Origin of the sequence: Pseudomonas sp. KCJK8993, assembly GCF_046230915.1 — a bacterium.
Lineage (GTDB): Bacteria > Pseudomonadota > Gammaproteobacteria > Pseudomonadales > Pseudomonadaceae > Aquipseudomonas > Aquipseudomonas piscis.
The window spans coordinates 20,368-39,573 of the sequence record NZ_JBJJLO010000052.1; the positions used below are offsets into that span (position 1 = coordinate 20,368).

14 protein-coding genes and 1 pseudogene are annotated in these 19,206 nt (G+C 66.1%); 11 read left to right on the plus strand and 4 right to left on the minus strand.

What is annotated here, in order from left to right; translation table 11 throughout:
* Positions 1 to 391 precede the first annotated feature (391 nt).
* Positions 392 to 3,148: a magnesium-translocating P-type ATPase gene (mgtA, locus tag ACK6AU_RS17565; protein ID WP_409300311.1), complete on the plus strand. Its 2,757-nt coding sequence runs from the start codon at positions 392 to 394 to the stop codon at positions 3,146 to 3,148.
* Positions 3,149 to 3,245: 97 nt separating this feature from the next.
* Complete coding sequence (locus ACK6AU_RS17570) at positions 3,246 to 3,800, plus strand: response regulator (RefSeq protein WP_312026254.1); 555 nt, start codon at positions 3,246 to 3,248, stop codon at positions 3,798 to 3,800.
* Here the strand turns inward: ACK6AU_RS17570 and ACK6AU_RS17575 are convergent.
* Both ACK6AU_RS17575 and ACK6AU_RS17580 read right to left on the minus strand, forming a co-directional pair.
* A pseudogene (locus tag ACK6AU_RS17575) lies at positions 3,797 to 4,338 on the minus strand (PaaI family thioesterase). The gene ACK6AU_RS17570 and the pseudogene ACK6AU_RS17575 overlap by 4 nt on opposite strands.
* A 110-nt stretch (positions 4,339 to 4,448) precedes the next feature.
* Positions 4,449 to 5,357, minus strand: coding sequence for a LysR substrate-binding domain-containing protein (locus ACK6AU_RS17580; protein ID WP_185699044.1), 909 nt, complete (start codon positions 5,355 to 5,357; stop codon positions 4,449 to 4,451).
* Positions 5,358 to 5,454: 97 nt separating this feature from the next.
* On the opposite strand from ACK6AU_RS17580, the gene ACK6AU_RS17585 reads away from it, so the two are divergent.
* From ACK6AU_RS17585 to ACK6AU_RS17595, 3 genes are all read left to right on the plus strand, one after another.
* Positions 5,455 to 6,330: a pirin family protein gene (locus ACK6AU_RS17585; protein WP_409300313.1), complete on the plus strand. Its 876-nt coding sequence runs from the start codon at positions 5,455 to 5,457 to the stop codon at positions 6,328 to 6,330.
* Positions 6,331 to 6,472: 142 nt separating this feature from the next.
* Positions 6,473 to 7,099: an isochorismate family cysteine hydrolase YcaC gene (ycaC, locus tag ACK6AU_RS17590; RefSeq protein ID WP_022639815.1), complete on the plus strand. Its 627-nt coding sequence runs from the start codon at positions 6,473 to 6,475 to the stop codon at positions 7,097 to 7,099.
* 253 nt (positions 7,100 to 7,352) lie between these two features.
* Positions 7,353 to 8,795 carry a mechanosensitive ion channel family protein gene (locus ACK6AU_RS17595; RefSeq protein ID WP_185698889.1) on the plus strand — a complete coding sequence of 481 codons (1,443 nt, stop codon included), beginning with the start codon at positions 7,353 to 7,355 and terminating at the stop codon, positions 8,793 to 8,795.
* Positions 8,796 to 8,985: 190 nt separating this feature from the next.
* Here ACK6AU_RS17595 and ACK6AU_RS17600 read toward each other — a convergent pair whose 3' ends face one another.
* The gene (locus tag ACK6AU_RS17600; protein ID WP_185698890.1) at positions 8,986 to 9,750 is read right to left on the minus strand and encodes a helix-turn-helix transcriptional regulator; all 765 of its coding nucleotides are present in this window, start codon (positions 9,748 to 9,750) and stop codon (positions 8,986 to 8,988) included.
* A 97-nt stretch (positions 9,751 to 9,847) separates the two neighbouring features.
* Here ACK6AU_RS17600 and ACK6AU_RS17605 point away from each other — a divergent pair, with 97 nt between their 5' ends.
* From ACK6AU_RS17605 to ACK6AU_RS17630, 6 genes are all read left to right on the plus strand, one after another.
* On the plus strand, positions 9,848 to 10,975 hold the full coding sequence (locus ACK6AU_RS17605; RefSeq protein WP_185699045.1) for an MFS transporter: 1,128 nt from the start codon (positions 9,848 to 9,850) through the stop codon (positions 10,973 to 10,975).
* A 97-nt stretch (positions 10,976 to 11,072) separates the two neighbouring features.
* Complete coding sequence (locus tag ACK6AU_RS17610) at positions 11,073 to 11,984, plus strand: universal stress protein (RefSeq protein WP_185698891.1); 912 nt, start codon at positions 11,073 to 11,075, stop codon at positions 11,982 to 11,984.
* 163 nt (positions 11,985 to 12,147) lie between these two features.
* Positions 12,148 to 12,531: a DUF2946 domain-containing protein gene (locus ACK6AU_RS17615; RefSeq protein WP_185698892.1), complete on the plus strand. Its 384-nt coding sequence runs from the start codon at positions 12,148 to 12,150 to the stop codon at positions 12,529 to 12,531.
* Positions 12,532 to 12,649: 118 nt separating this feature from the next.
* Positions 12,650 to 14,818, plus strand: coding sequence for a TonB-dependent receptor (locus tag ACK6AU_RS17620; RefSeq protein ID WP_409300317.1), 2,169 nt, complete (start codon positions 12,650 to 12,652; stop codon positions 14,816 to 14,818).
* A gap of 52 nt (positions 14,819 to 14,870) precedes the next feature.
* Positions 14,871 to 16,364, plus strand: a complete 1,494-nt coding sequence (locus ACK6AU_RS17625; RefSeq protein WP_409300319.1) for a PepSY domain-containing protein — start codon at positions 14,871 to 14,873, stop codon at positions 16,362 to 16,364.
* 126 nt (positions 16,365 to 16,490) lie between these two features.
* Positions 16,491 to 17,021 carry a DUF3087 family protein gene (locus ACK6AU_RS17630; protein ID WP_185698895.1) on the plus strand — a complete coding sequence of 177 codons (531 nt, stop codon included), beginning with the start codon at positions 16,491 to 16,493 and terminating at the stop codon, positions 17,019 to 17,021.
* A gap of 1 nt (position 17,022) precedes the next feature.
* Here the strand turns inward: ACK6AU_RS17630 and ACK6AU_RS17635 are convergent.
* On the minus strand, positions 17,023 to 19,206 hold a 2,184-nt coding region (locus ACK6AU_RS17635), incomplete at its 5' end, for a hypothetical protein (protein ID WP_409300322.1).

A 19,206-nucleotide genomic window follows, 5' to 3' on the forward strand; every position in this document is an offset into this window, starting at 1 on the left:
CCAGCGAGAGGCGGCATCCCGGTCGTGACCATCCTGGTCGCCCCGATTTCCCTTCTTGATGACTCCGATCGATGCCCGATCCGGCTGCTGCCGTGTCGCGGCCATTTCGACGCGCAGGTTCCATGGACCTGCGGGCCGGTCCTGGGTGGACGTTCGACGCGTCCTGTGACAGATCCGGCGGTACCTGCCTGTGGCGTTTCCAGCGTGTCCGTCCAGGGGAACAGCCATGGGATACACCCGTCAGCGTCAGCATCGCCAGCAACATCGCCCATCCCTGATGGGGCGATTGCCTCGGGCGTGAGCCCGATCCTGCCTTGTTCCATCTCCCTGACTGTTTCGTTTCAACGCGGCCGTTCTTGTGCCATGCACCGGTCGTGCAGGAGTCATCATCATGAAGCTCACCCTGTTGAAAGAGTTTTTCGCCGGTTTCCTGCGGACCCGGCATTTCGCCCGGCATTTCCGGCGCCTGGCACTGTTGGAAAGCTTCAGCGACGCCAGCGTCAGCCGCGATGTCCCGCCCACCCTGGCACAAACCCTGGTCGCGGCGGCCAACAGCGACGCGACGCATCTGCTGGACCAGCTCGGCAGCCATACCGATGGCTTGAGTACCGAGGAAGCCGAGGCCCTGCGTGAGCGCCACGGCCTCAATGAAGTCGAGCACGAGCAGGCGCTGTCCTGGTGGACCCACCTGTGGCACTGCTACAAGAACCCCTTCAATCTGCTGCTGACCCTGTTGGCGGTGATCTCCTGGCTGACCGAGGACATGAAGGCGGCCACGGTGATTTTCTCCATGGTGGTGCTCTCGACCCTGCTGCGTTTCTGGCAGGAGGCCAAGTCGAACAAGGCCGCCGATGCCCTCAAGGCCATGGTCAGCAACACCGCCACCGTGATGCGGCCGGACTCGCCATCCCCGGCCACGCCCGGGCGCTTGCCGGCAGCCGTCGATGCCGCAAGCGCGCGGCGCATCGAGCTGCCCATCAAGCAGCTGGTGCCGGGGGACCTGATCGTGCTCTCGGCCGGCGACATGATTCCCGCCGACTGCCGGGTGCTCAGTGCCAAGGACCTGTTCGTCAGCCAGGCGGCGATGACCGGTGAATCCATGCCCGTGGAGAAGTTCCCGCGCCAGCAGGACGCCGATACCCGTAACCCCCTGGACCTGGACAACATCCTGTTCATGGGCACCAACGTGGTCTCCGGTTCCGCCACGGCGGTGATCCTGACCACCGGCAACAGCACCTACTTCGGCGCCCTGGCCCAGCGGGTGAGCGCCACCGACCGCGCGCCGACCTCGTTCCAGAACGGGGTCAACAAGGTCAGCTGGCTGCTGATCCGCTTCATGTTCGTCATGGCGCCGCTGGTGTTGTTCATCAACGGCTTCACCAAGGGCGATTGGATGGAGGCGCTGCTGTTCGCCCTGTCCATCGCCGTGGGCCTGACCCCGGAAATGCTGCCGATGATCGTCACCTCGACCCTGGCCAAGGGCGCGGTGTTCCTGTCGCGCAAGAAAGTCATCGTCAAGCGCCTGGATGCGATCCAGAACTTCGGCGCCATGGACGTGCTGTGCACCGACAAGACCGGCACCCTGACCCAGGACAAGATTTTCCTGGCGCGCCACGTGGACGTGTGGGGCGAGGAGTCCGACGACGTGCTGGAGATGGCCTACCTCAACAGCTACTACCAGACCGGGCTGAAGAACCTGCTGGACGTGGCGGTGCTCGAGCATGTCGAGATCCAGCGGGAACTGGCGGTCGGCACGGCGTTTGGAAAGGGCGATGAGATCCCCTTCGACTTCACCCGCCGGCGGATGTCGGTGGTGGTGGCGGAGCAGGGCCAGCCGCCTCTGCTGATCTGCAAGGGGGCGGTGGAAGAGGTGCTGGCGGTATGCCGCGGCGTGCGCCATGGCGAGGCCGAGGAAGTCTTGAGCGAGGAGCTGCTGGCGCGGATCCGCCGGGTCACTGCCGATCTCAACGAAGAGGGCCTGCGGGTGGTGGCCGTAGCGGCCCGGCCCATGCACGAAGGACGCGACACCTACAGCCTGGCCGATGAGCGTGAGTTGACCCTGATCGGCTACGTGGCCTTCCTCGATCCGCCCAAGGACAGCACCGCACCGGCGCTCAAGGCCCTGGCCGAGCACGGCGTGGCGGTCAAGGTGCTGACTGGCGACAACGAGCTGGTGACTGCCAAGATCTGCCGTGAAGTGGGCCTGGAGCAACAGGGCCTGCTGATGGGCAACGACATCGAGCGCATGAGCGATGAGCAACTGGCCAAGGCAGTGGAAACCACCAATGTCTTCGCCAAGCTGACCCCGACCCACAAGGAGCGCATCGTCCGCCTGCTCAAGGCCAACGGCCACGTGGTGGGGTTCATGGGCGACGGCATCAACGACGCGCCGGCGCTGCGTACCGCCGACATCGGCATTTCGGTGGATAGCGCGGTGGATATCGCCAAGGAAGCGGCGGACATCATCCTCCTGGAAAAGAGCCTGATGGTGCTGGAGGAGGGCGTGCTGGAAGGGCGCCGGACCTTCGCCAACATGCTCAAGTACATCAAGATGACCGCCAGTTCCAACTTCGGCAACGTGTTCTCGGTGCTGGTGGCCAGCGCCTTCATTCCGTTCCTGCCGATGCTGCCCATGCATCTTCTGGTGCAGAACCTGTTGTACGACATCTCGCAGATCGCCATTCCCTTCGATAACGTCGACGACCAGATGCTGCAAAAGCCCCAACGCTGGCAGCCGGCGGATGTCGGGCGCTTCATGGTGTTCTTCGGGCCGATCAGCTCGATCTTCGATATCACCACCTTCGCCCTGATGTGGCATGTGTTCGGCGCCAGCACGGCGCAGCACCAGACGTTGTTCCAGTCCGGCTGGTTCGTGGTGGGGCTGCTGACCCAGACCCTGATCGTGCACATGATCCGCACGCCGAAGATTCCGTTCCTGCAAAGCCGGGCGGCCACGCCGCTGATGGTCATGACCGGAATCATCATGGCCGTGGGCATCTTCCTGCCGATGGGGCCGCTGGCCCACTACTTCAAGCTGCAGGCCTTGCCACCGCTGTACTTCCTGTTCCTGCCGCTGATCCTCCTGGCCTACATGGCCCTGACCCAGGCGGTGAAGGGCTTCTACATCCGGCGCTTCGGCTGGCAGTAGCGGGCAGCACGGGCCAGCGGCAGGTCTTCAGTGGACGGTGGGCTGGCTGTCACCTGCCGTTGCTAGCGTGCCGCTGGTCGCCAAGAGGATCTTCGCCATGCAAGCCCTGCACAACGTCAACCCGGAGTCGCTGATCGCAAGGCTTTCAGAACAATCTGATGGAGCCCCTGCGGACGTTTCCTCCAGCCTTCCACCGATTCAGGAGGAGCAGATCCGCATTCGCGGGTCGCCATTGACCAGCAGGAACCAGACGATGTCCAACAGAGCGCTGCGCATACTGATCGCCGACGATCAGCATTTTCACCGAATGCAGATCGAGCGAGCCCTCAACCAGCTGGACTACTACCGGGTGGTTCCCGTGCATCGACTGGAGGAGCTGCTGACGCTGGTGGACTATGCCCGCGATCCTTTCGACCTGGTGATTGTCAACGGCAACCTGGCGGCCCGCAGCGGCTTCGATCTCCTGGCGTTCTGCCAGGACAACCCCCATCTGCACCAGGTGCTTATCTACGACTGCGCGCATTTCCCTCCGATCTCCAGCCATCGACGGCAACGTATCCGGATCATCCACGCCCAGTTGCCAGATCGCGAGACGATCAGGCAACTGATGTTGTCCATCGACCCTCCGGGGGCCCGGTTCTCCCCAGCCTAGCCGCGCGGCTGGATAATCATGCAGGTGGTGCTGCCGGTGGCGTACAGCCGGCCATCCACGTCATAGATCCGTCCCTCGGCCAGTGCCGTGCTGCGGCCCAGGTGCACGATCTTGCCTTCGGCCCGCACCGGGCCGCTTTCTGCGGTCAGGGCCCGCACGTAGCTGATGCGCAAGTCCAGGGTGGTGTAGCCCTGGCCCTTTTGCAGGCGGGTGTGGATCGCACAACCCATGCAGGAGTCCAGCAAGGTGGCGGCATAGCCACCATGGACGGTGCCCAGCGGGTTGTAGTGACGGTTATCCGGGGTGCCCTGGAACACGAACAAGCCGCTGCCCCACACTCTACGGGGATGAAATCCAGCAGGTGACCGATGGGCGGCGAGGGAAGTTCGCCGTTACCGATACCCTCGAAGAACTCTTGTGGCGTCAGCTCGCTGACCTGGGCCAGGGTCAGGTTGCCAGGGCCGCCGAGGCGGCTGCGCATGGCCTGCTCCTGGGCTTGCCATTGGGCTAACAGGGCGTCGCGTGATGGGTTTTGCATGGCGTTTCCTCGAGTGGGATCCTGATGTCTCGAAGAAATATTATGTTTGAAATATTTTTCTGCACAGGGGCATTTCCGCCATGGAACGGCTGTTTCCAGCCGTGTCTTGCTCATGCCATGTCGCTGTGGCTGAATTCCTCGCCGAGAAAATCGATCAGGCTGCGCACCGATGGCAGCAGGCCGCGGCGCGAAGGGAAGATGGCATGGACGATCCCGCAACGCGGCGCCCAGCCGGGCACCAGTTCATGCAGGCGTCCGGCCTCCAGGTCCTCGCGCACCACCACCCGGGGCAGATGGGCGATGCCGATCCCGGCCAGCACGGCATGGCGCAGGGCGATCAAATCGTCGGTGACCAGCCGTGGGTGATGGCGGATCAGGGCCTCGGCCTCGTCCGGGCCCTGCAATTGCCAGTGGTAATCCCGCTGTCCCGCGCCCCAGTGCAGGCTCGGCAGGCCGCTGAGGTCGGCCGGCGAGGGTGGGCTCGACAGCCGTTGGAGAAAGTCCGGGTGCCCCACCAGGCATTGGGTGCTGTTGCCCAGGACCTTCATCACCAGGTCGGTGCTTTCCAGTGGCGGGAAGCGCACCCGCAGGGCGATGTCGAACCCTTCGTGGATCAGGTCGACCCGGCGGTTGGTGCTCTCGATGAACAATTCCACCAACGGGTACTTGAGCATGAAGCGGGTGAGCATCGGCCCGACCCAGGAGTTGAGCAGGGCGGTGGGGCAAGCCACCCGTACCAGCCCCTGGGGTTCGGATCGATTGCGCTCGATGACTTCCGCCGCGCCTTCGGCCTCGACCCGCATGGCCAGGCAGCGCTGGTAGTACTCCTGGCCGATCTCGGTCAGCGAGCAGTGCCGGCTGGTACGCTGGATCAGGCGTACGCCCAGGCGTTCCTCCAACTGGGCGATGCGCCGGCTGAGCTTGGACTTGGGCATGTCCAGGGCCCTTCCGGCGGCGGCGAAGCCGCGATGCTCCACCACCTGGGTGAAGTAATAGAGCGTATTGAGATCTTCCAAGATCGTTCTCCAAATAGAACGCTAAGGGCGATTTTTGCAGTCTAGCGGGTCAAAGGTGCGGGACTTAAGGTGTGTCCATCAGAAAGTTCTGGAGGACTACATGAAAAACATCATCGGTATCTACACCAGTCCCAGGCCCCATTGGGTCGGCGACGGTTTTCCGGTCCGCACATTGTTTTCCTACGACCAGATGGGCCAGCACATCAGTCCGTTCCTGTTGCTCGACCACGCCGGCCCGGCGCAGTTCAGCCCCACCAGCGCCCGGCGCGGGGTTGGGCAGCATCCCCATCGCGGGTTCGAGACGGTGACCATTGTCTACGACGGTGAAGTCGAACACCGCGACTCCACCGGCAGCGGCGGCAAGATCGGCCCAGGCGACGTGCAATGGATGACCGCGGCCTCGGGGATCCTCCACGAGGAGTTTCACTCCGCCGATTTCGCCCGCCGTGGCGGCAACCTGGAGATGGTCCAGCTGTGGGTCAACCTGCCGGCCCGGGACAAGCTCGCGGCGCCCGGCTACCAGACCCTCCTGGCCAGCGATATCCCGCAGATCCCGTTGCCGGGCAATGCCGGCAGCCTGCGCCTGATCGCCGGCCAGTTCGCCGGTCGCCAGGGTCCGGCCCGGACCTTCACCGCAATCGACGTCTGGGACCTGCGCCTGCCGGCCGGCAAGCCCCTGGACCTGGCGCTGCAGGCCGGGCGTAACACGGCCTTGGTCGTGTTGCGCGGCACCTTGCAGGTCAATGGCCAGGAGCGGGTGCGCGAAGGCCAGTGGGTATTGCTGGAGCGCGATGGCGACCTGCTCGGCCTGGAGGCCGACAGCGACGCGATCGTACTGCTGCTCAGCGGCGAGCCCATCGACGAACCCATCGTCGGCCACGGCCCGTTCGTGATGAACAGCGAAGAGGAGATTCACCAGGCCTTCGTCGATTTTCAATCGGGACGCTTCGGCCAGATGGACGCCGCCGATCACTGATCGGCAGCGCTTGCGCGATGGCCAGGGGCAACTAGGCTCTGCCCGTCGCGCTACACCCCGGCGCCCGCCACCTTCGGGGGGTGTGGCACGGGTTTCACTCAGGCCGGATTGCCCGGCATCGATCATTAGCGAGGACTTCATCATGACTACTGCTTACAAACGCCTGGACAAGGACAACGCTGCCGTTCTGCTGGTAGACCACCAGGCCGGCTTGCTGTCGCTGGTGCGCGATATCGACCCCGACCGCTTCAAGAACAACGTCCTGGCCCTGGGCGACCTGGCCAAGTACTTCAAGTTGCCGACCATCCTGACCACCAGTTTCGAGACCGGTCCCAATGGTCCGCTGGTGCCCGAGTTGAAGACGCTGTTCCCCGACGCGCCGTACATCGCCCGTCCTGGCCAGATCAATGCCTGGGACAACGAAGATTTCGTCAAGGCGGTCAAGGCCACCGGCAAGAAGCAACTGATCATCGCCGGCGTGGTGACCGAAGTCTGCGTGGCCTTCCCGGCACTCTCGGCCCTGGAAGAGGGGTTCGAGGTATTCGTGGTCACCGATGCTTCCGGCACCTTCAACGAACTGACCCGCGACTCGGCCTGGAACCGCATGTCCGCCGCCGGCGCCCAACTGATGACTTGGTTCGGCCTGGCCTGCGAGCTGCATCGTGACTGGCGCAACGACATCGAGGGCCTGGGCACCTTGTTCTCCAACCACATCCCCGACTACCGCAACCTGATGACCAGCTACAACACCCTGACCCAGGGCAAGTAAGCCGGTCCTGGTAGCCGCTGCCGAGCCCGCGAGGCTGGCAGCCCCCGCCGCCAATGCGCGGTAGCCGGTTCATCGCGCAGGCAGGTTGGGCGGCTCGTGCCGAGCCGTGCGGCAGCGGCTACACCTGATCGGCCTCTGAAGCCGTCGTATCCCGGCGGCTTGCCTCTTTCCCACCATGCCCGGCTTTTGCGGCTATACCTGCTGCAAGCCCTTTCGTGCGATCTTGCCGTCCTCGTCTTGCCGGAGCGCCTCGATGTTGTCCCTGTTCACCAACCACCCGCTGTTGGCCGCGCTGTTTCTGCTGTTCCTGGATATCGTGCTCTGGCGGGTGATAGGCGCCCGTGGCGAGTACTGGAAACTGGCGGTACGGGTGCTGATCTTCTGCCTCTACAGCCTGATGCTGTTCAACCAGGGCATGAACCCTTTGCAGGCCGCGCCCTGGCCGGACGATGTACCGCTGCACCTGGCCGCCACCGGCCTGGAGATCGGCTGGTGGCTGTTCGGCGCGCGGACCCTGACCGTATTGCTGGGCACCCTGATGATGCAGCAGGTCGGTCATACCGGACGGCTGCTGCAGGACTTGATGGGCGCGCTGATCTTCCTGGTCGCCATCATCGCCGCCCTGGCCTATGTGCTGGAGCTGCCGGTCAAGGGCGTGCTGGCGACCTCCGGGGCCTTGGCGATCATCGTCGGCCTGGCGTTGCAAAGCACTCTCAGCGACCTGTTTTCCGGGATCGTGCTCAACACCACCAAGCCCTACCAGATCGATGACTGGATCGCCATCGACGGCACCGAGGGACGGGTGCTGGACATCGACTGGCGCGCCACCCGGCTGCAGACCTCCCAGGGCAGCATGGTGGTGATCCCCAACTCCCTGGCCTCCAAGGCCAAGATCACCAACTTCAGCCGGCCCAGCGATGTCCATGGTGTGGCGGTGAGCCTGCAGGTCAGCCCCCATGCCCGGCCGCAGAAGGTCATCGAGGCCCTGGAGCGCGCGACCCTGGGCTGCCGGTTCCTGTTGGCCAGCCCGGCTGCCAGCGTCGCCATGAAAAGCACCAGCAGCACTGGCGCGGAGTACGAGATCAGCGGTTTCGTCGCCAGCATGGGGCAAAAGCGCGAAGTGCGTAACCAGCTGTTCGACCTGGCGTTCCGTCACCTGCAAGCCAGTGGCATCAGGTTGTTGTCCAGTACCGAAACCAGCCAGCCACTGGCCTTGTCCCGGCCCCGGGCACTGCTGGACACCTCGAGCATTTTTTCCACCCTGCGCCAGGAGGAGAAGGACACCTTCAGCCAGAACATGCAGTTGCAGACCTTCCGTGCCGGCGAGGTCATCCTGCCGGCCGGCGAGGTCAGCGATCATCTGTTCATCATCGAGTCCGGGGTGGTGTCGGTGACCATGCAGCGCGAAGGCCAGCCGTTCGAGGCCGGGCGCATGGGGCCGGGCGAGGTGATCGGCGAGGCTGGGGTGGTGTCCGAGGAGGCCACCCTGGCGCAGTTCTCGGCCAAGACCTTCTGCAGCCTGTACCGCATCGACAACGAGTTCCTCAAGCCGTGCCTGGATGCTCGTCACGATATCAACGAAGCCATGAAGAACCTGCTGGATTTCCGTCGGCATATGGCCCGGAGCCTGACCCAGGCCCAGCCCCAGCCGGTATTGAAGAAGGGCTTCATGCAATGGCTGCGTAGCCGCACCTGAGGCGCACCGGCAGGCCTGTCCTCCCGGCCTGTCCGGCGACTCGTGCCGGGTCGTGCGCAGCCTGCGGCAGCGGCTGCACGAAGCCCCCGGGCATTGGTCGCGACCAGGGGGAGCATGGCGATCTGCGCCATCGATAGCTGGAATCGCCTGGCGGTCCGGTTTCGCACACTGCCCCAGGAATGAGAGCCCTTTATTTGAAATAGGCGCGGGGCGTGGTACCGGTCATGGCCTTGAAGAAGGCGATGAAGATGCTGTCGCTGGCAAAGCCCAGCTCGAAGGCGCAATAGCTGATGCTGCGACCGGTGGCGAGCCATTCGATGGCGCGCATCAGCCGCCATTGCTGGCGCCACTGCTGGTAGCCCAGGCCAGTCTCGCGCTGGAAAATGCGGCCGATGGTCCGGCTGCTGGCACCGACCCGGGTGGCTAGCACCTGCAGTTCCGGTGGCAGGCTTTGCAGGTCGTCCAGCAGAGGTTGCAGGCGTTTGTCCCGGGGCAGGGGCAAGGACAGCGGCTGGCGCGCGGCCGTAGCGATTTCCTCGAGACACAGGCCCAGCAGGTGCGGATAGCGCCCCTGGCTCCAGTCACAATCGAAGGCGGCCTGGGCCATGGGCTCCAGCACCGCGTGCAGCAATGGGGTGACCTCGATCACCGCCACCTCCGCGGGCAGCCGCGGGGACAGTTCGCGGCAGAAGTACAGCGAGCGGTAGTCCACGCTTTGCTGCATCTGGGCGCGATGGCGGACGCCGCAGGGTATCCATGCCGCTCGCGAGGGGGGCAGCAGGCACAGGCGGTCGGCCAGGGTGATGCGCGTGCAGCCCTGGCGGGTGTACAGCAACTGGCCGCGCTGGTGCTGGTGCAGGCCGGAGTCGTGATCGCCCAGGGTCGCGGCAATGCCCACCACCGGGGCAGTGAAGGCGTCCGGGTCGAAACGGGCCTGGGGCTCGAGCCATGCCATGGTTGTCTGGTTTCCGATGTTTATTGGCAGGATTTCGATAATACGCCAATGTCGCCTGCCTAGAATCGCCGGCATGTCTTTCTTGCCGAGCACCCTGATGAATCCCCGTACCTTATTGCCCCTGGCCATGGTCTTGCTGATGTTCCCGCAGATCGCCCAGACCCTCTACAGCCCGGCCCTGGCCGACGTCGGCCAGGCCTTCGGCGTGCCCCCGGAGCAGGCGGCCCAGAGCCTTTCGGTATTCATCCTGGGATTTGCCCCGGGCGTCGTATTGTGGGGCCGCCTGAGCGATCGCTGGGGCCGACGCCCGGCCTTGCTGGGCGGCCTGGCCCTGTATGCCCTGGCCCAGTGCCTGGGGCTGCTGGCCAGCCCCTTCGCCGCCTTTTTGTGCTGCCAGGCCCTGGCCGCCGTGGGCGTGGCAGCTGGCTCGGTGGTGACCCAGACCTTGTTGCGGGACCTGTTCCAGGGGCGTGAACTGGCCCGGGTGTTCTCCCTGGTCGGCATGGTGCTGGCGGCCAGCCCGGCCATTGGCCTGTTCGCCGGTTCGGGCCTGACCCAGGCCCTGGGGTATCGCGGGGCTTTGGCGGCCCTGTTGGTACTGGCCCTGATACTGCTGGCCTGTTGTGCCCGGGCGCTGCCGGAAACCCGGCCGCCGGCCCAGCCCCTGGCGCCCCTGGCCGGGACCCTGTGGCAGATGCTGCGCGACCCTGGTATCTGGCGCTCGGCGCTGCTGGTGGCGGCGTTCAACATCGCGTTGCTCAGCTACTACAGCCTCGGTCCCTTCCTGTTCCGCCAATTGGGCCAGGGCGAGCAATGGTTCGGCTACAGCGGTGCGTTGCTGGCCCTGGGCTCCGGTTGTGGCGCCTGGTGCAATCGCTGGCTGCTCGGGCGCGGTTGGCAGAGTGCCCGGCTGCTGGTGCTGGCGGCCCTGGCGGTGCTGGCCGGGGGGCTGGGAGTACTGGCTTTGCAACACAGCCTGTGGCTGGTGTTGCCCATGGGCGGTGTGGTGCTGGGTTTCGGCCTGGCGATCCCGAATATCCTCGGCTCGGCATTGGTGGCCTACAGTGACCGGCTGGGCAGTGCCGGGGCCTTGTTCGGCCTGTTCTATTACTTGTTGATCGGTGCCGGATTGCTGCTGGTGGGCTGGGGCCAGGCCCTGGGGGCGAGCCTGTGCCTGTGCGGCGCAATGGCCCTGTTGCTGTGCTTGCCGGGCTTGCGCCGCTAGTCTTGATGGAGAAGCGCTGGCGCCGTTGATGCGTATCAAGGCGTTCGTGGCTGCCAGGCTCGACACTCGAGGCCACTGCCCAACAAGGAGGTGCACCATGAGCCAGTACCAGCGTCTGCTGCTGATCGCCGATCCCCAGCAGCACCAGTCTCCCGCCGCCCGCCGGGCCGCCGCCCTGGCCCGGGCCAGTGGCGCCAAGCTGCATGCCCTGGTGTTCGTCGAACCGCCAGCGCGTACCTACCTGTGGGAAGAACACCTGGAGGACAGCGAGCGCCAGGCTTACCTGCAGCGCCATGAGCGCTGGCTACAGGTGGAGGCGCAATGGATGCGCGAGCAGGGGGTGGAAGTCAGCACCCAGGTGATCTGGAGCACCCAGGTGCTCAAGGACATGCTGGACTGCATCGCCGAGTTCCAGCCTGACCTGCTGATCAAGGACGTGACCCTGGAATCGGCGCTCAAGCGGGTCTTCGTCACACCACTGGACTGCCACCTGCTGCGCGACGCCCCGGTGCCGGTGCACCTGGTCAACGATGCGCCGAACAACCTGCCACGGCGGATCGTCGCGGCGGTGGACCCGGCCCAGTCCGATACCCAGATCAGCGGCCTCAATGCCCAGATCATCCGCACCGCCAATGCGCTGGCCTTGCAGTGCGACGCGCAGTTGCACCTGCTGTATGCCTACGACCTGATGCCAATGCTCGACGGCGTGGCGCCGGTGGCTTCCACCGCCTGGAGCGTCAATTGCCTGGACGAGTTGCGCGATTCCCTGCACCAGGAGTTCGAGCGCCTGGGGGATGCGCACAACGTACCCCAGGAGTTCCGCCACTTCATCATGGGGCCACCGGTCCCGGGCATCGCCCAGTTCGTCGATGAATACCTGGTGGACACCGTGGTCATGGGCACCGTGCACCGCAGCGGTTTCGGCCGGCTGATCGGCAGCACCACCGAGCGGGCGCTGTACTCGATGCCGGGCAGCATCCTGGCGGTAAAATCCCTGGACCGCGAATGAGCGCCCGCCAGCGCGGTATTTCAGGTTGAACGCGTAAGCCCCGGCGGCTCGTGCCGAGCCGTGCGCAGCCTGGGGCAGCGGCTACACGAAGCGCTGGGGGCGTGCTCAGGAAAAATGTAACGGTGATTTTCCACGGCGTTGCCCGCTGTTAACCTTGCGCCCCATGACTCGCACCTCGCCCTATCGCCGCCACGTTGCCTGGACGCTGTATTTCTGCGTGCTGTTCAACGTGTTCGTCTGCGGTCTGGGCCATGGCCAGGTGGCGGGGCTGGAGCTCAATGGCGTAGGCGGGCAGTTCTGTTCTGCCATGGGCAACCAGGGCCCGGCGGTGGACACCGACTTCAGCGACCAGGCGGGTGCCGGCTGGCTCAATACCCTGGTCTGCCCGCTGTGCTCGGCCGTCACCCTGGGCCTGGGGCTGCTGTTCTGCCTGGCCTGGCTGTTGCGCCGCCAGCGCCCGCAACGACCCAAGGTCGCGCAGCATGACAAGGCGCCGCCACGCTATGGCTGGCCGCCCCTCAACCCTCGGGCTCCCCCTCTGAGCTGACCTGGCTCCCCGGCGACCGGTCGCGGTCGCCTCCTTGCCGTCCCAGGCCTGTTGCCGTGCGTGCGTTCGCGTGGCCACGGGCGGGCGACATCCGATGGTCCTTTCCGAGTCCGAGACTATGAAGTACCTGTATCGCTCTCCAAGCTGCGCGGCGCTGTGCTGCGCCCTGTCTTTCAATGCCCTGGCCGAGGGCACGCTGGAACTGCCGCAGATGCGCATCAGCGCCGATGAACAGAAGAAGTTCGGCCTGCAACTCGATACCCAGGGCACCACCGGTTCGCGCCTGGGCCTGACTCCCAGGCAGACCCCGGCGTCGATCAGCGTGGTCGAGCGCCAGCAGATCGAGCAGCGCGGCGCTGCCACGACCCAGGATGTATTGCTGGGCATGCCGGGCATGAACGCCGCTTCGTCGCCGGGTATCCCGGGGTTCGTGTCCTATCGCGGCTTCTCCGGGCCGCAAATCACCCAGTTGTTCAATGGCATCAGCGTGCAGTACGACTCCATCGCCGCGCGGCCGGTGGACAGCTGGATCTACGATCGGGTCGAGGCGGTGGGCGGGCCCTCGAGTTTTCTCTACGGCGCCGGGGCCGTAGGCGGCTCCATCAACTACATCACCAAGCTGGCCTCGCGCAGCGAGTCGTTCAACGAAGGGCGGATCAGCTACGGCTCCTACGACAGCCGCGCCCTGTCCCTGGGTTTCAACCACGCCCTCAACGCCGGGCCGGGCCCCCGGCACTACGCGCGGCTGGACTTCAACCACAGCACCAGCAACGGCTACATCGACCGCGAGCAGCGCGATGCCTGGACCCTGGCCTTTTCCCTGCTGACGGATATCAACGACCAGCTGTCCCACACCCTGGCCTTCGAATACCAGGACGAGCGCGTCGACAGCCCCTACTGGGGAACCCCGGCCCTGGCGCCGCTGGAGGGCAAGATGCACGTGCAGCGCAGCCGGCGCTTCGAGAACTACAACGTCGACGATGGTCGCTACGAGCAGCGGGTGCGCTGGCTGCGCTCGATCATCGACTACCAGCTCGACGATGCCACCTCGCTGCGCAACACCCTGTACCACTACAACGCCGATCGCGAATACCGCAACGTCGAGAACTACGCCTACAACGCCGACAACTCCCGGGTGGTCCGTTCCGGCACCTTGCTCCAGCGCCATGCCCAGGAGCTCAACGGCAATCGCTTCGAACTGCTGCATCAGGGCAATGTGTTCGGCCTGGACAGCCAATGGTCGGCGGGCATCGACTACAGCCATAACGTCATGAGCAACTACCCGCTGTCCCTGCCGGGCCCGGGTGACCAGCTCGATCCGGATCGCTTCGGGCCCGGCAGCTTCTGGAAATTGCCCGGAGTGCGCCGCAGCTTCGACAAGAACCGGCGCAACCAGGTGGACACCTGGGCGCTGTTCCTGGAAAACCGCCTGCAACTCAGCGAGCGCCTGTCCTTGCTCAGTGGCCTGCGCCATGACCAGATCGACCTGGAAGTGACCAACTACCGGGCCGTCAACGCGGCCAACCCGGCGTTCTTCCAGCGCAAGTACCGGCCTACCACCGGGCGCTTGGGTCTGGTCTACGAGCTGACCCCGACGGCCAATGTCTATGTGCAATACAGCACTGCCGCCGATCCGCCCTCCGGGGTCCTCACCACCGCCAGCTATGGCCAGGTGCGCGACTTCGACCTGAGCACCGGCAACCAGTGGGAAATCGGCAGCAAGTTCGACTTCCTCGAAGGGCGCGGCTCGGCCACCCTGGCGGCCTACCGCATCGAACGCAAGAACCTGTCCACCGCCGACCCGGCCAACCCCGGCACCAGCCAGCCGGTGGGCCAGCAGTCTTCCCGCGGGGTCGAGCTGGCGGCGTCGCTGCGGGTCACGCCCAAGCTTCTGGCCGAGGGCAACTTCGCCTATGTCGATGCGCAGTACGACGAGTTCTATGAAAACGTCGGCGGCCGGCCGGTATCGCGCAAGGGCAACCGGCCCACCAACATTCCCGAGAAGGTGGCCAACCTGTGGTTGACCTACGACCTGGACCCGTCCTGGCAGGTGGGGGCCGACAGCCGCTATGTGTCGTCGATGTACGCCAACGCGGCCAATACCCGCTATGCCCCGGGCTACGCGATCTTCGGCGCCTTCGTCGGCTATCGGGTCGATGCCGATACCCGGGTCACCGCCCGGGTACGCAACCTCACCGACCGGGTGTACGCCCGTAGTACCGCGCCGACCCAGCTGTACCTGGGGGCGCCGCGGACCTTCGAGCTGGCGCTGCAAACGCGCTTCTGACCTGAACCGGCGGGGCGCCCGAGGGGCCCCGCGTCGCTGCGAGATCGATGTGATGAAGCGTTACCTGTACCTCTGGCACCGCTGGCTGGGGATCGTCGCCTGCCTGTTCATGGCCCTGTGGTTCATCTCCGGGGCCGTGATGTTGTATGTCGGATATCCCAAGCTGACCCCCGCCGAACACCTGGCTCACCTGCCGCCGCTGGTCCTGGACCAGGAGGGCGCCAGCCTGGAGCGGGTGTTGGCGGCCGCCGACAGCGGGCAAGCGCCGATCAGCCTGCGCTTGCTCACGGTGGCCGGAACCCCGCGTTATGTCCTGGAATATCCCCGGGCGCGCAAGCTGGCGGTGGATGCCCGCAGCGCCCGGCCCATGTCCCCCAGCGACGGGCCCCAGGCGCTGGCGGCGGCCCGCCAGTTCGCCCCAGGAGTGGCCGCAAGCGAGCGTGGCGTGGTCGAGCAGGACACCTGGAGCCTGTCCCGGGCCCTGGATGGCGACCGGCCGCTGCATCGGGTGGCGGTGGCCGATGCCGAGGACCGGCTGCTGTACGTTTCCGGCAGCACCGGCGAAGTGGTGCGCGATGCCACCGCCAACGAGCGGGCCTGGAACTGGGTCGGTGCCTGGCTGCATTGGCTGTATGCGTTGCGCGGCATCGGCATCGATGACGCCTGGGGGCCGATCGTCACCTACCTGTCCCTGGGGGCGACGCTGATGGCGGTCCTGGGCCTGGTGGTGGGGCTGATGCGCTGGCGCTTTGGCCGCACCTATCGCAATGGCTCGCGCTCGCCCTACCAGGGCTTTGCCCGTTGGCATCACCTGGGCGGCTTGCTGTTCGGGGGGCTCGCCATTACCTGGATCTTCAGTGGCTTGATGTCGATGAACCCGTGGAAGGTCTTCAGCAGTGCCCGACCGCTGTCGCTGGCGGCGTACCAGGGCGCGGCGCTCGAAGCCGCGGCCTTTCCCCTGGATGCGCGCCAGGTCCTGGAGCGCTTTGCCGGCGACGGCCTGCGGGCCCGGGAGCTGGAGTGGCGGATGATTGCCGGCCAGGGCTACGTGATCGGCTACGACGGCGCCGGGCGCACGCGGATCCTGGACATGGCCGCGGACCGGGTGCTGCCGCGGTTCGAGCCCCGCACCCTGCAACAGGCGGCCCAGGCCATCAGCCCTGGCCAACCGCTGCAGGTCGAGCAACTGCAAGCCTATGACTTCTACTACTACGCCCGGGAGCCCCAGAGCATGCTCGGCCATCTGCAGCAGCGCCTGCCGGTACTGCGGGTGCGCTTCGACGATCCGGCCCGGACCTGGTTGCACCTGGATCTCTACACCGGCGCCGTGGTGGGCCAGCTCGACCAGCCACGGCGTGCCTCGCGCTGGTTGTTCGCCCTGCTGCACAGTTGGGACTGGCTGCCGCTGCTGGGCAAGCGACCCCTGTGGGACCTGTGGATGTTGCTGTTCAGTGCTGGTGGCTTGCTGATCAGCGTCAGTGGCGTGGTGCTGGGCTGGCGGCGGCTGGGGCGCGCATTGCGTCCTCGCCGGCCCCGGGAGCGATAGCGGTGAATACCGACCTGGATCAAGCCGTGGGGAGATTTCCGTCCTGTGCGGCGATTTTCGTCACCGCCGTGGCCGCCAGCGGTGATAATGCCCGCCCATTTCCTTGCCAGTGGAGCCCATCGCCCCATGTTCGTCATCACCCCCCAGGACCCTGAGCTCTACCGTCGGCAGACCCGGCGCAGCACCCTGATCATCGCCCTGGTGTTCATTGCCCTGGCCATGCTGTTTTCCAGCGCCGCGGTGGCGCTGTTCGGCCAGGGGGGCGGCGACAACCTGGTCTGGAACGCCACCGGGGTGGGCGTTGGCCTGCTGGTCTGCGCAGCCCTGGTACGCAGTGTGTTCTGGCACCAGCCGTGGATGGCGGCGGCGGTCTATGGCTGGCGCCTCAAGCGCAGCCTGATGCGGGTGACCAACGTCATGCACCAGGTCACCGCCGGGGTGGCCGCCCGTGACCCGGCGGCCCTCAAGCTGCTGCGTTTCTATCACCTGGGGCTGGGCCAGATGCACCAGCTCGATGCCAACTCCAGTGCCCATGGGCAGATGCTCGGCGAGGTGGAGCGGCACCTGGCGCTGCTGGCCGAACAGGGCATCGACCCGCAGCAGGAGCGCCTTCAGGCGCAATGGCTGGAAGCGGTCAAGGCGTACCAGCCACGCTGAGCTAGAGCGCTGCTTCACCCTCGAGATAGCGCCACAGGGCCTCGGCTATGTCGTTGGTTTGTCCCTCCTGGCCGAACAGCGTCCGGCCGATCTCCAGGCCCAGTTGCCGGTAGCTCTCGAACTGCGCTTGGTCGAAGAACTGGTCCACGGTGCTCTGGTTGGGAAAGCCCGGGTTGTTGCGGGCGTAATTGCGCACGTCGGGGGCCAGCCCGGCGATCAGGCGTGGCTTGAGCACCAGGATCCGGCAATGGGGCTGGGCGGCGATACCGCTCTCGCAACCCGGCGCATGGGCATGCACATTGAGCAGCAGCGCGCACTGGCGGCTGTCGGCGTCCGGTGGCTGGCGGAACTGCTCCTGGCTGGCGAACACCGTCTTGAGCAGCGGGTGCTGGAGCACGCCCGGGTCCTCGCGGATCTCCAGGGCCTGGTCGATACGCGCCAGGCGCACCAGGTTGGCCAGGTCATCGAAGCGGTAGTCCGGATCGCAGCCGCTGTCGCAGGTCACGATCAGCCGCATCTGGCGCCCCTGGCGCAGCAGCTCGTAGGTGGCGGTGTTCTCGAAGTGCCCGCCGTCGGACAGGTATTGGTAGTCGCGGCGATGCCCGTGGAAACGCGCCGTCAGTTCGTAGAACAGGTAGGCCTGGGTGCTGAAGTAGGTCCAGGGCTTGAGGTCCTGGCGCACCCAGTGCTGTTGGCCGGGGTCGAGGAAGCGGCTGGGCCACCAGATGCCCAGGCGCACGTTGGCCAGGCCCAGTACCAGCGACATGCCCAGGCTGGTGGCTCGCCCCAGGCCGGTACTGAAGGCGGCGCCGGACACGCCGATCCATCCGCCCAGGCTCAAGGGCAGCATGATCTCCGAGGCCGGGGCCTGTTGCAGGTCGCGGCGGTAGGGCTTGCCGTCCAGGGTGTAGCCTTCGGCCGGGCCGTCGCAGGGGGCGCAGCTACCGTCCAGGGCCGGCGCCCAGTTCGGGGCGATGCACAGCGGCTGGCCCTTGCGATCGCGCTGCACCAGCTGTTCGGCGGGGTCCACCGTCAGGTTCATGGTGACGTTGATCAGGTGCACCGGTCCGGCACTGGGGGTGGCGTAGTACTGCTGCAACGACAGGTCGTCGCTGGACATCGGTTCGGCCACGCTCAGGTAGGTCCGGCGCTGCTGCGCCGGGCCGTTGAAGCGCCGGCCATTGGAGGCGCCGAGGTAGGCCCGGGTCAGCCGGGCGCTATAGAAGGCCTGTAGCGACGAGGTATTGAGAAAACCGATGAAGCGGCCGCTGACGCACACCAGCAGCGCCGCCAGCAGGCTCAATCCCAGCAGGCGCCAGGCCGCCGCCGCGTCGTAGGCCACCCTGCCACCGTCGTGGGCCACCCACTGCACCAGCAAGGCCCAGCCCAGGCACAGCAGGGCCAGCAGCAGGCCACCGGCGATCAGCGCCAATACATCCAGCGGCAGCTTGCGCATCCAGCCCGGCAACGGTTTCTCGTCCTTGAGCAGCACCAGCCGCCGCACCAGCCACATCACCAGCACCAGCAAGGCCTGGGCGCCCAGGGTCCGGTAGGTCTGCAAGTAGCCATACAGCAGCTCGGCGCCGCTCACCAGCAGGGCGAGGAACACCAGCAACGCCACCGCGGCCATGGCCCGGCCCAAGGCCCGGGTGACCTGCACCCGGTAATTGCGCACGCAGTTCTGGCAGGTACTGTCCTTGCCCGCATCGCGGTTGTTGGCCAGGTTGCGCACCAGTTGGCGGGTGATCAGCAGTGCATTGCTGCCCACCAGGGCGGCGGCCAGGGCCAGGACGCCCACGCCATGCCACTGGGCTACGTTATCGGCCAGGCCGCCAGCCAGCCACAGGCCGGCGACCAGCGCCAGCAGGCTGCGGTAGGCCGCGTTGTCCAGGCGCGGCGGCTGGTCCAGGTCGCCCCGGGGAATCACCAGCCAATAAGCCACGGCGCAGGGCAGGGCGAAGAGCAGGGCGGCCATCAGCGGCCAGAGCAAGAGGCTGCTTTGGCTCAGCACCTGGAACAGGCTGAGCAAGCTGAGCACCAGCACGATCGGCAGGCCGAGCATGGCGTGCAGCGACAACCAGTTGCGCCAGGTCATGGCCAGGGCATACAGCATGTCGCCGGCGCCGGTGGGGGTCAGGTAGCGACCGTTTTCCCGCAGCCAGGCCGTAGGCCCCTGGCCCACCGG

Bases quoted from the DNA above. Each gene is read 5' to 3' on its own strand.
- mgtA (WP_409300311.1), top strand. From the start codon at position 392: ATGAAGCTCACCCTGTTGAAAGAGTTTTTCGCCGGTTTCCTGCGGACC.
- ACK6AU_RS17570 (WP_312026254.1), top strand. From the start codon at position 3,246: ATGCAAGCCCTGCACAACGTCAACCCGGAGTCGCTGATCGCAAGGCTT.
- ACK6AU_RS17585 (WP_409300313.1), top strand. From the start codon at position 5,455: ATGAAAAACATCATCGGTATCTACACCAGTCCCAGGCCCCATTGGGTC.
- ycaC (WP_022639815.1), top strand. From the start codon at position 6,473: ATGACTACTGCTTACAAACGCCTGGACAAGGACAACGCTGCCGTTCTG.
- ACK6AU_RS17595 (WP_185698889.1), top strand. From the start codon at position 7,353: ATGTTGTCCCTGTTCACCAACCACCCGCTGTTGGCCGCGCTGTTTCTG.
- ACK6AU_RS17600 (WP_185698890.1), bottom strand. From the start codon at position 9,750: ATGGCATGGCTCGAGCCCCAGGCCCGTTTCGACCCGGACGCCTTCACT.
- ACK6AU_RS17605 (WP_185699045.1), top strand. From the start codon at position 9,848: ATGAATCCCCGTACCTTATTGCCCCTGGCCATGGTCTTGCTGATGTTC.
- ACK6AU_RS17610 (WP_185698891.1), top strand. From the start codon at position 11,073: ATGAGCCAGTACCAGCGTCTGCTGCTGATCGCCGATCCCCAGCAGCAC.
- ACK6AU_RS17615 (WP_185698892.1), top strand. From the start codon at position 12,148: ATGACTCGCACCTCGCCCTATCGCCGCCACGTTGCCTGGACGCTGTAT.
- ACK6AU_RS17620 (WP_409300317.1), top strand. From the start codon at position 12,650: ATGAAGTACCTGTATCGCTCTCCAAGCTGCGCGGCGCTGTGCTGCGCC.
- ACK6AU_RS17625 (WP_409300319.1), top strand. From the start codon at position 14,871: ATGAAGCGTTACCTGTACCTCTGGCACCGCTGGCTGGGGATCGTCGCC.
- ACK6AU_RS17630 (WP_185698895.1), top strand. From the start codon at position 16,491: ATGTTCGTCATCACCCCCCAGGACCCTGAGCTCTACCGTCGGCAGACC.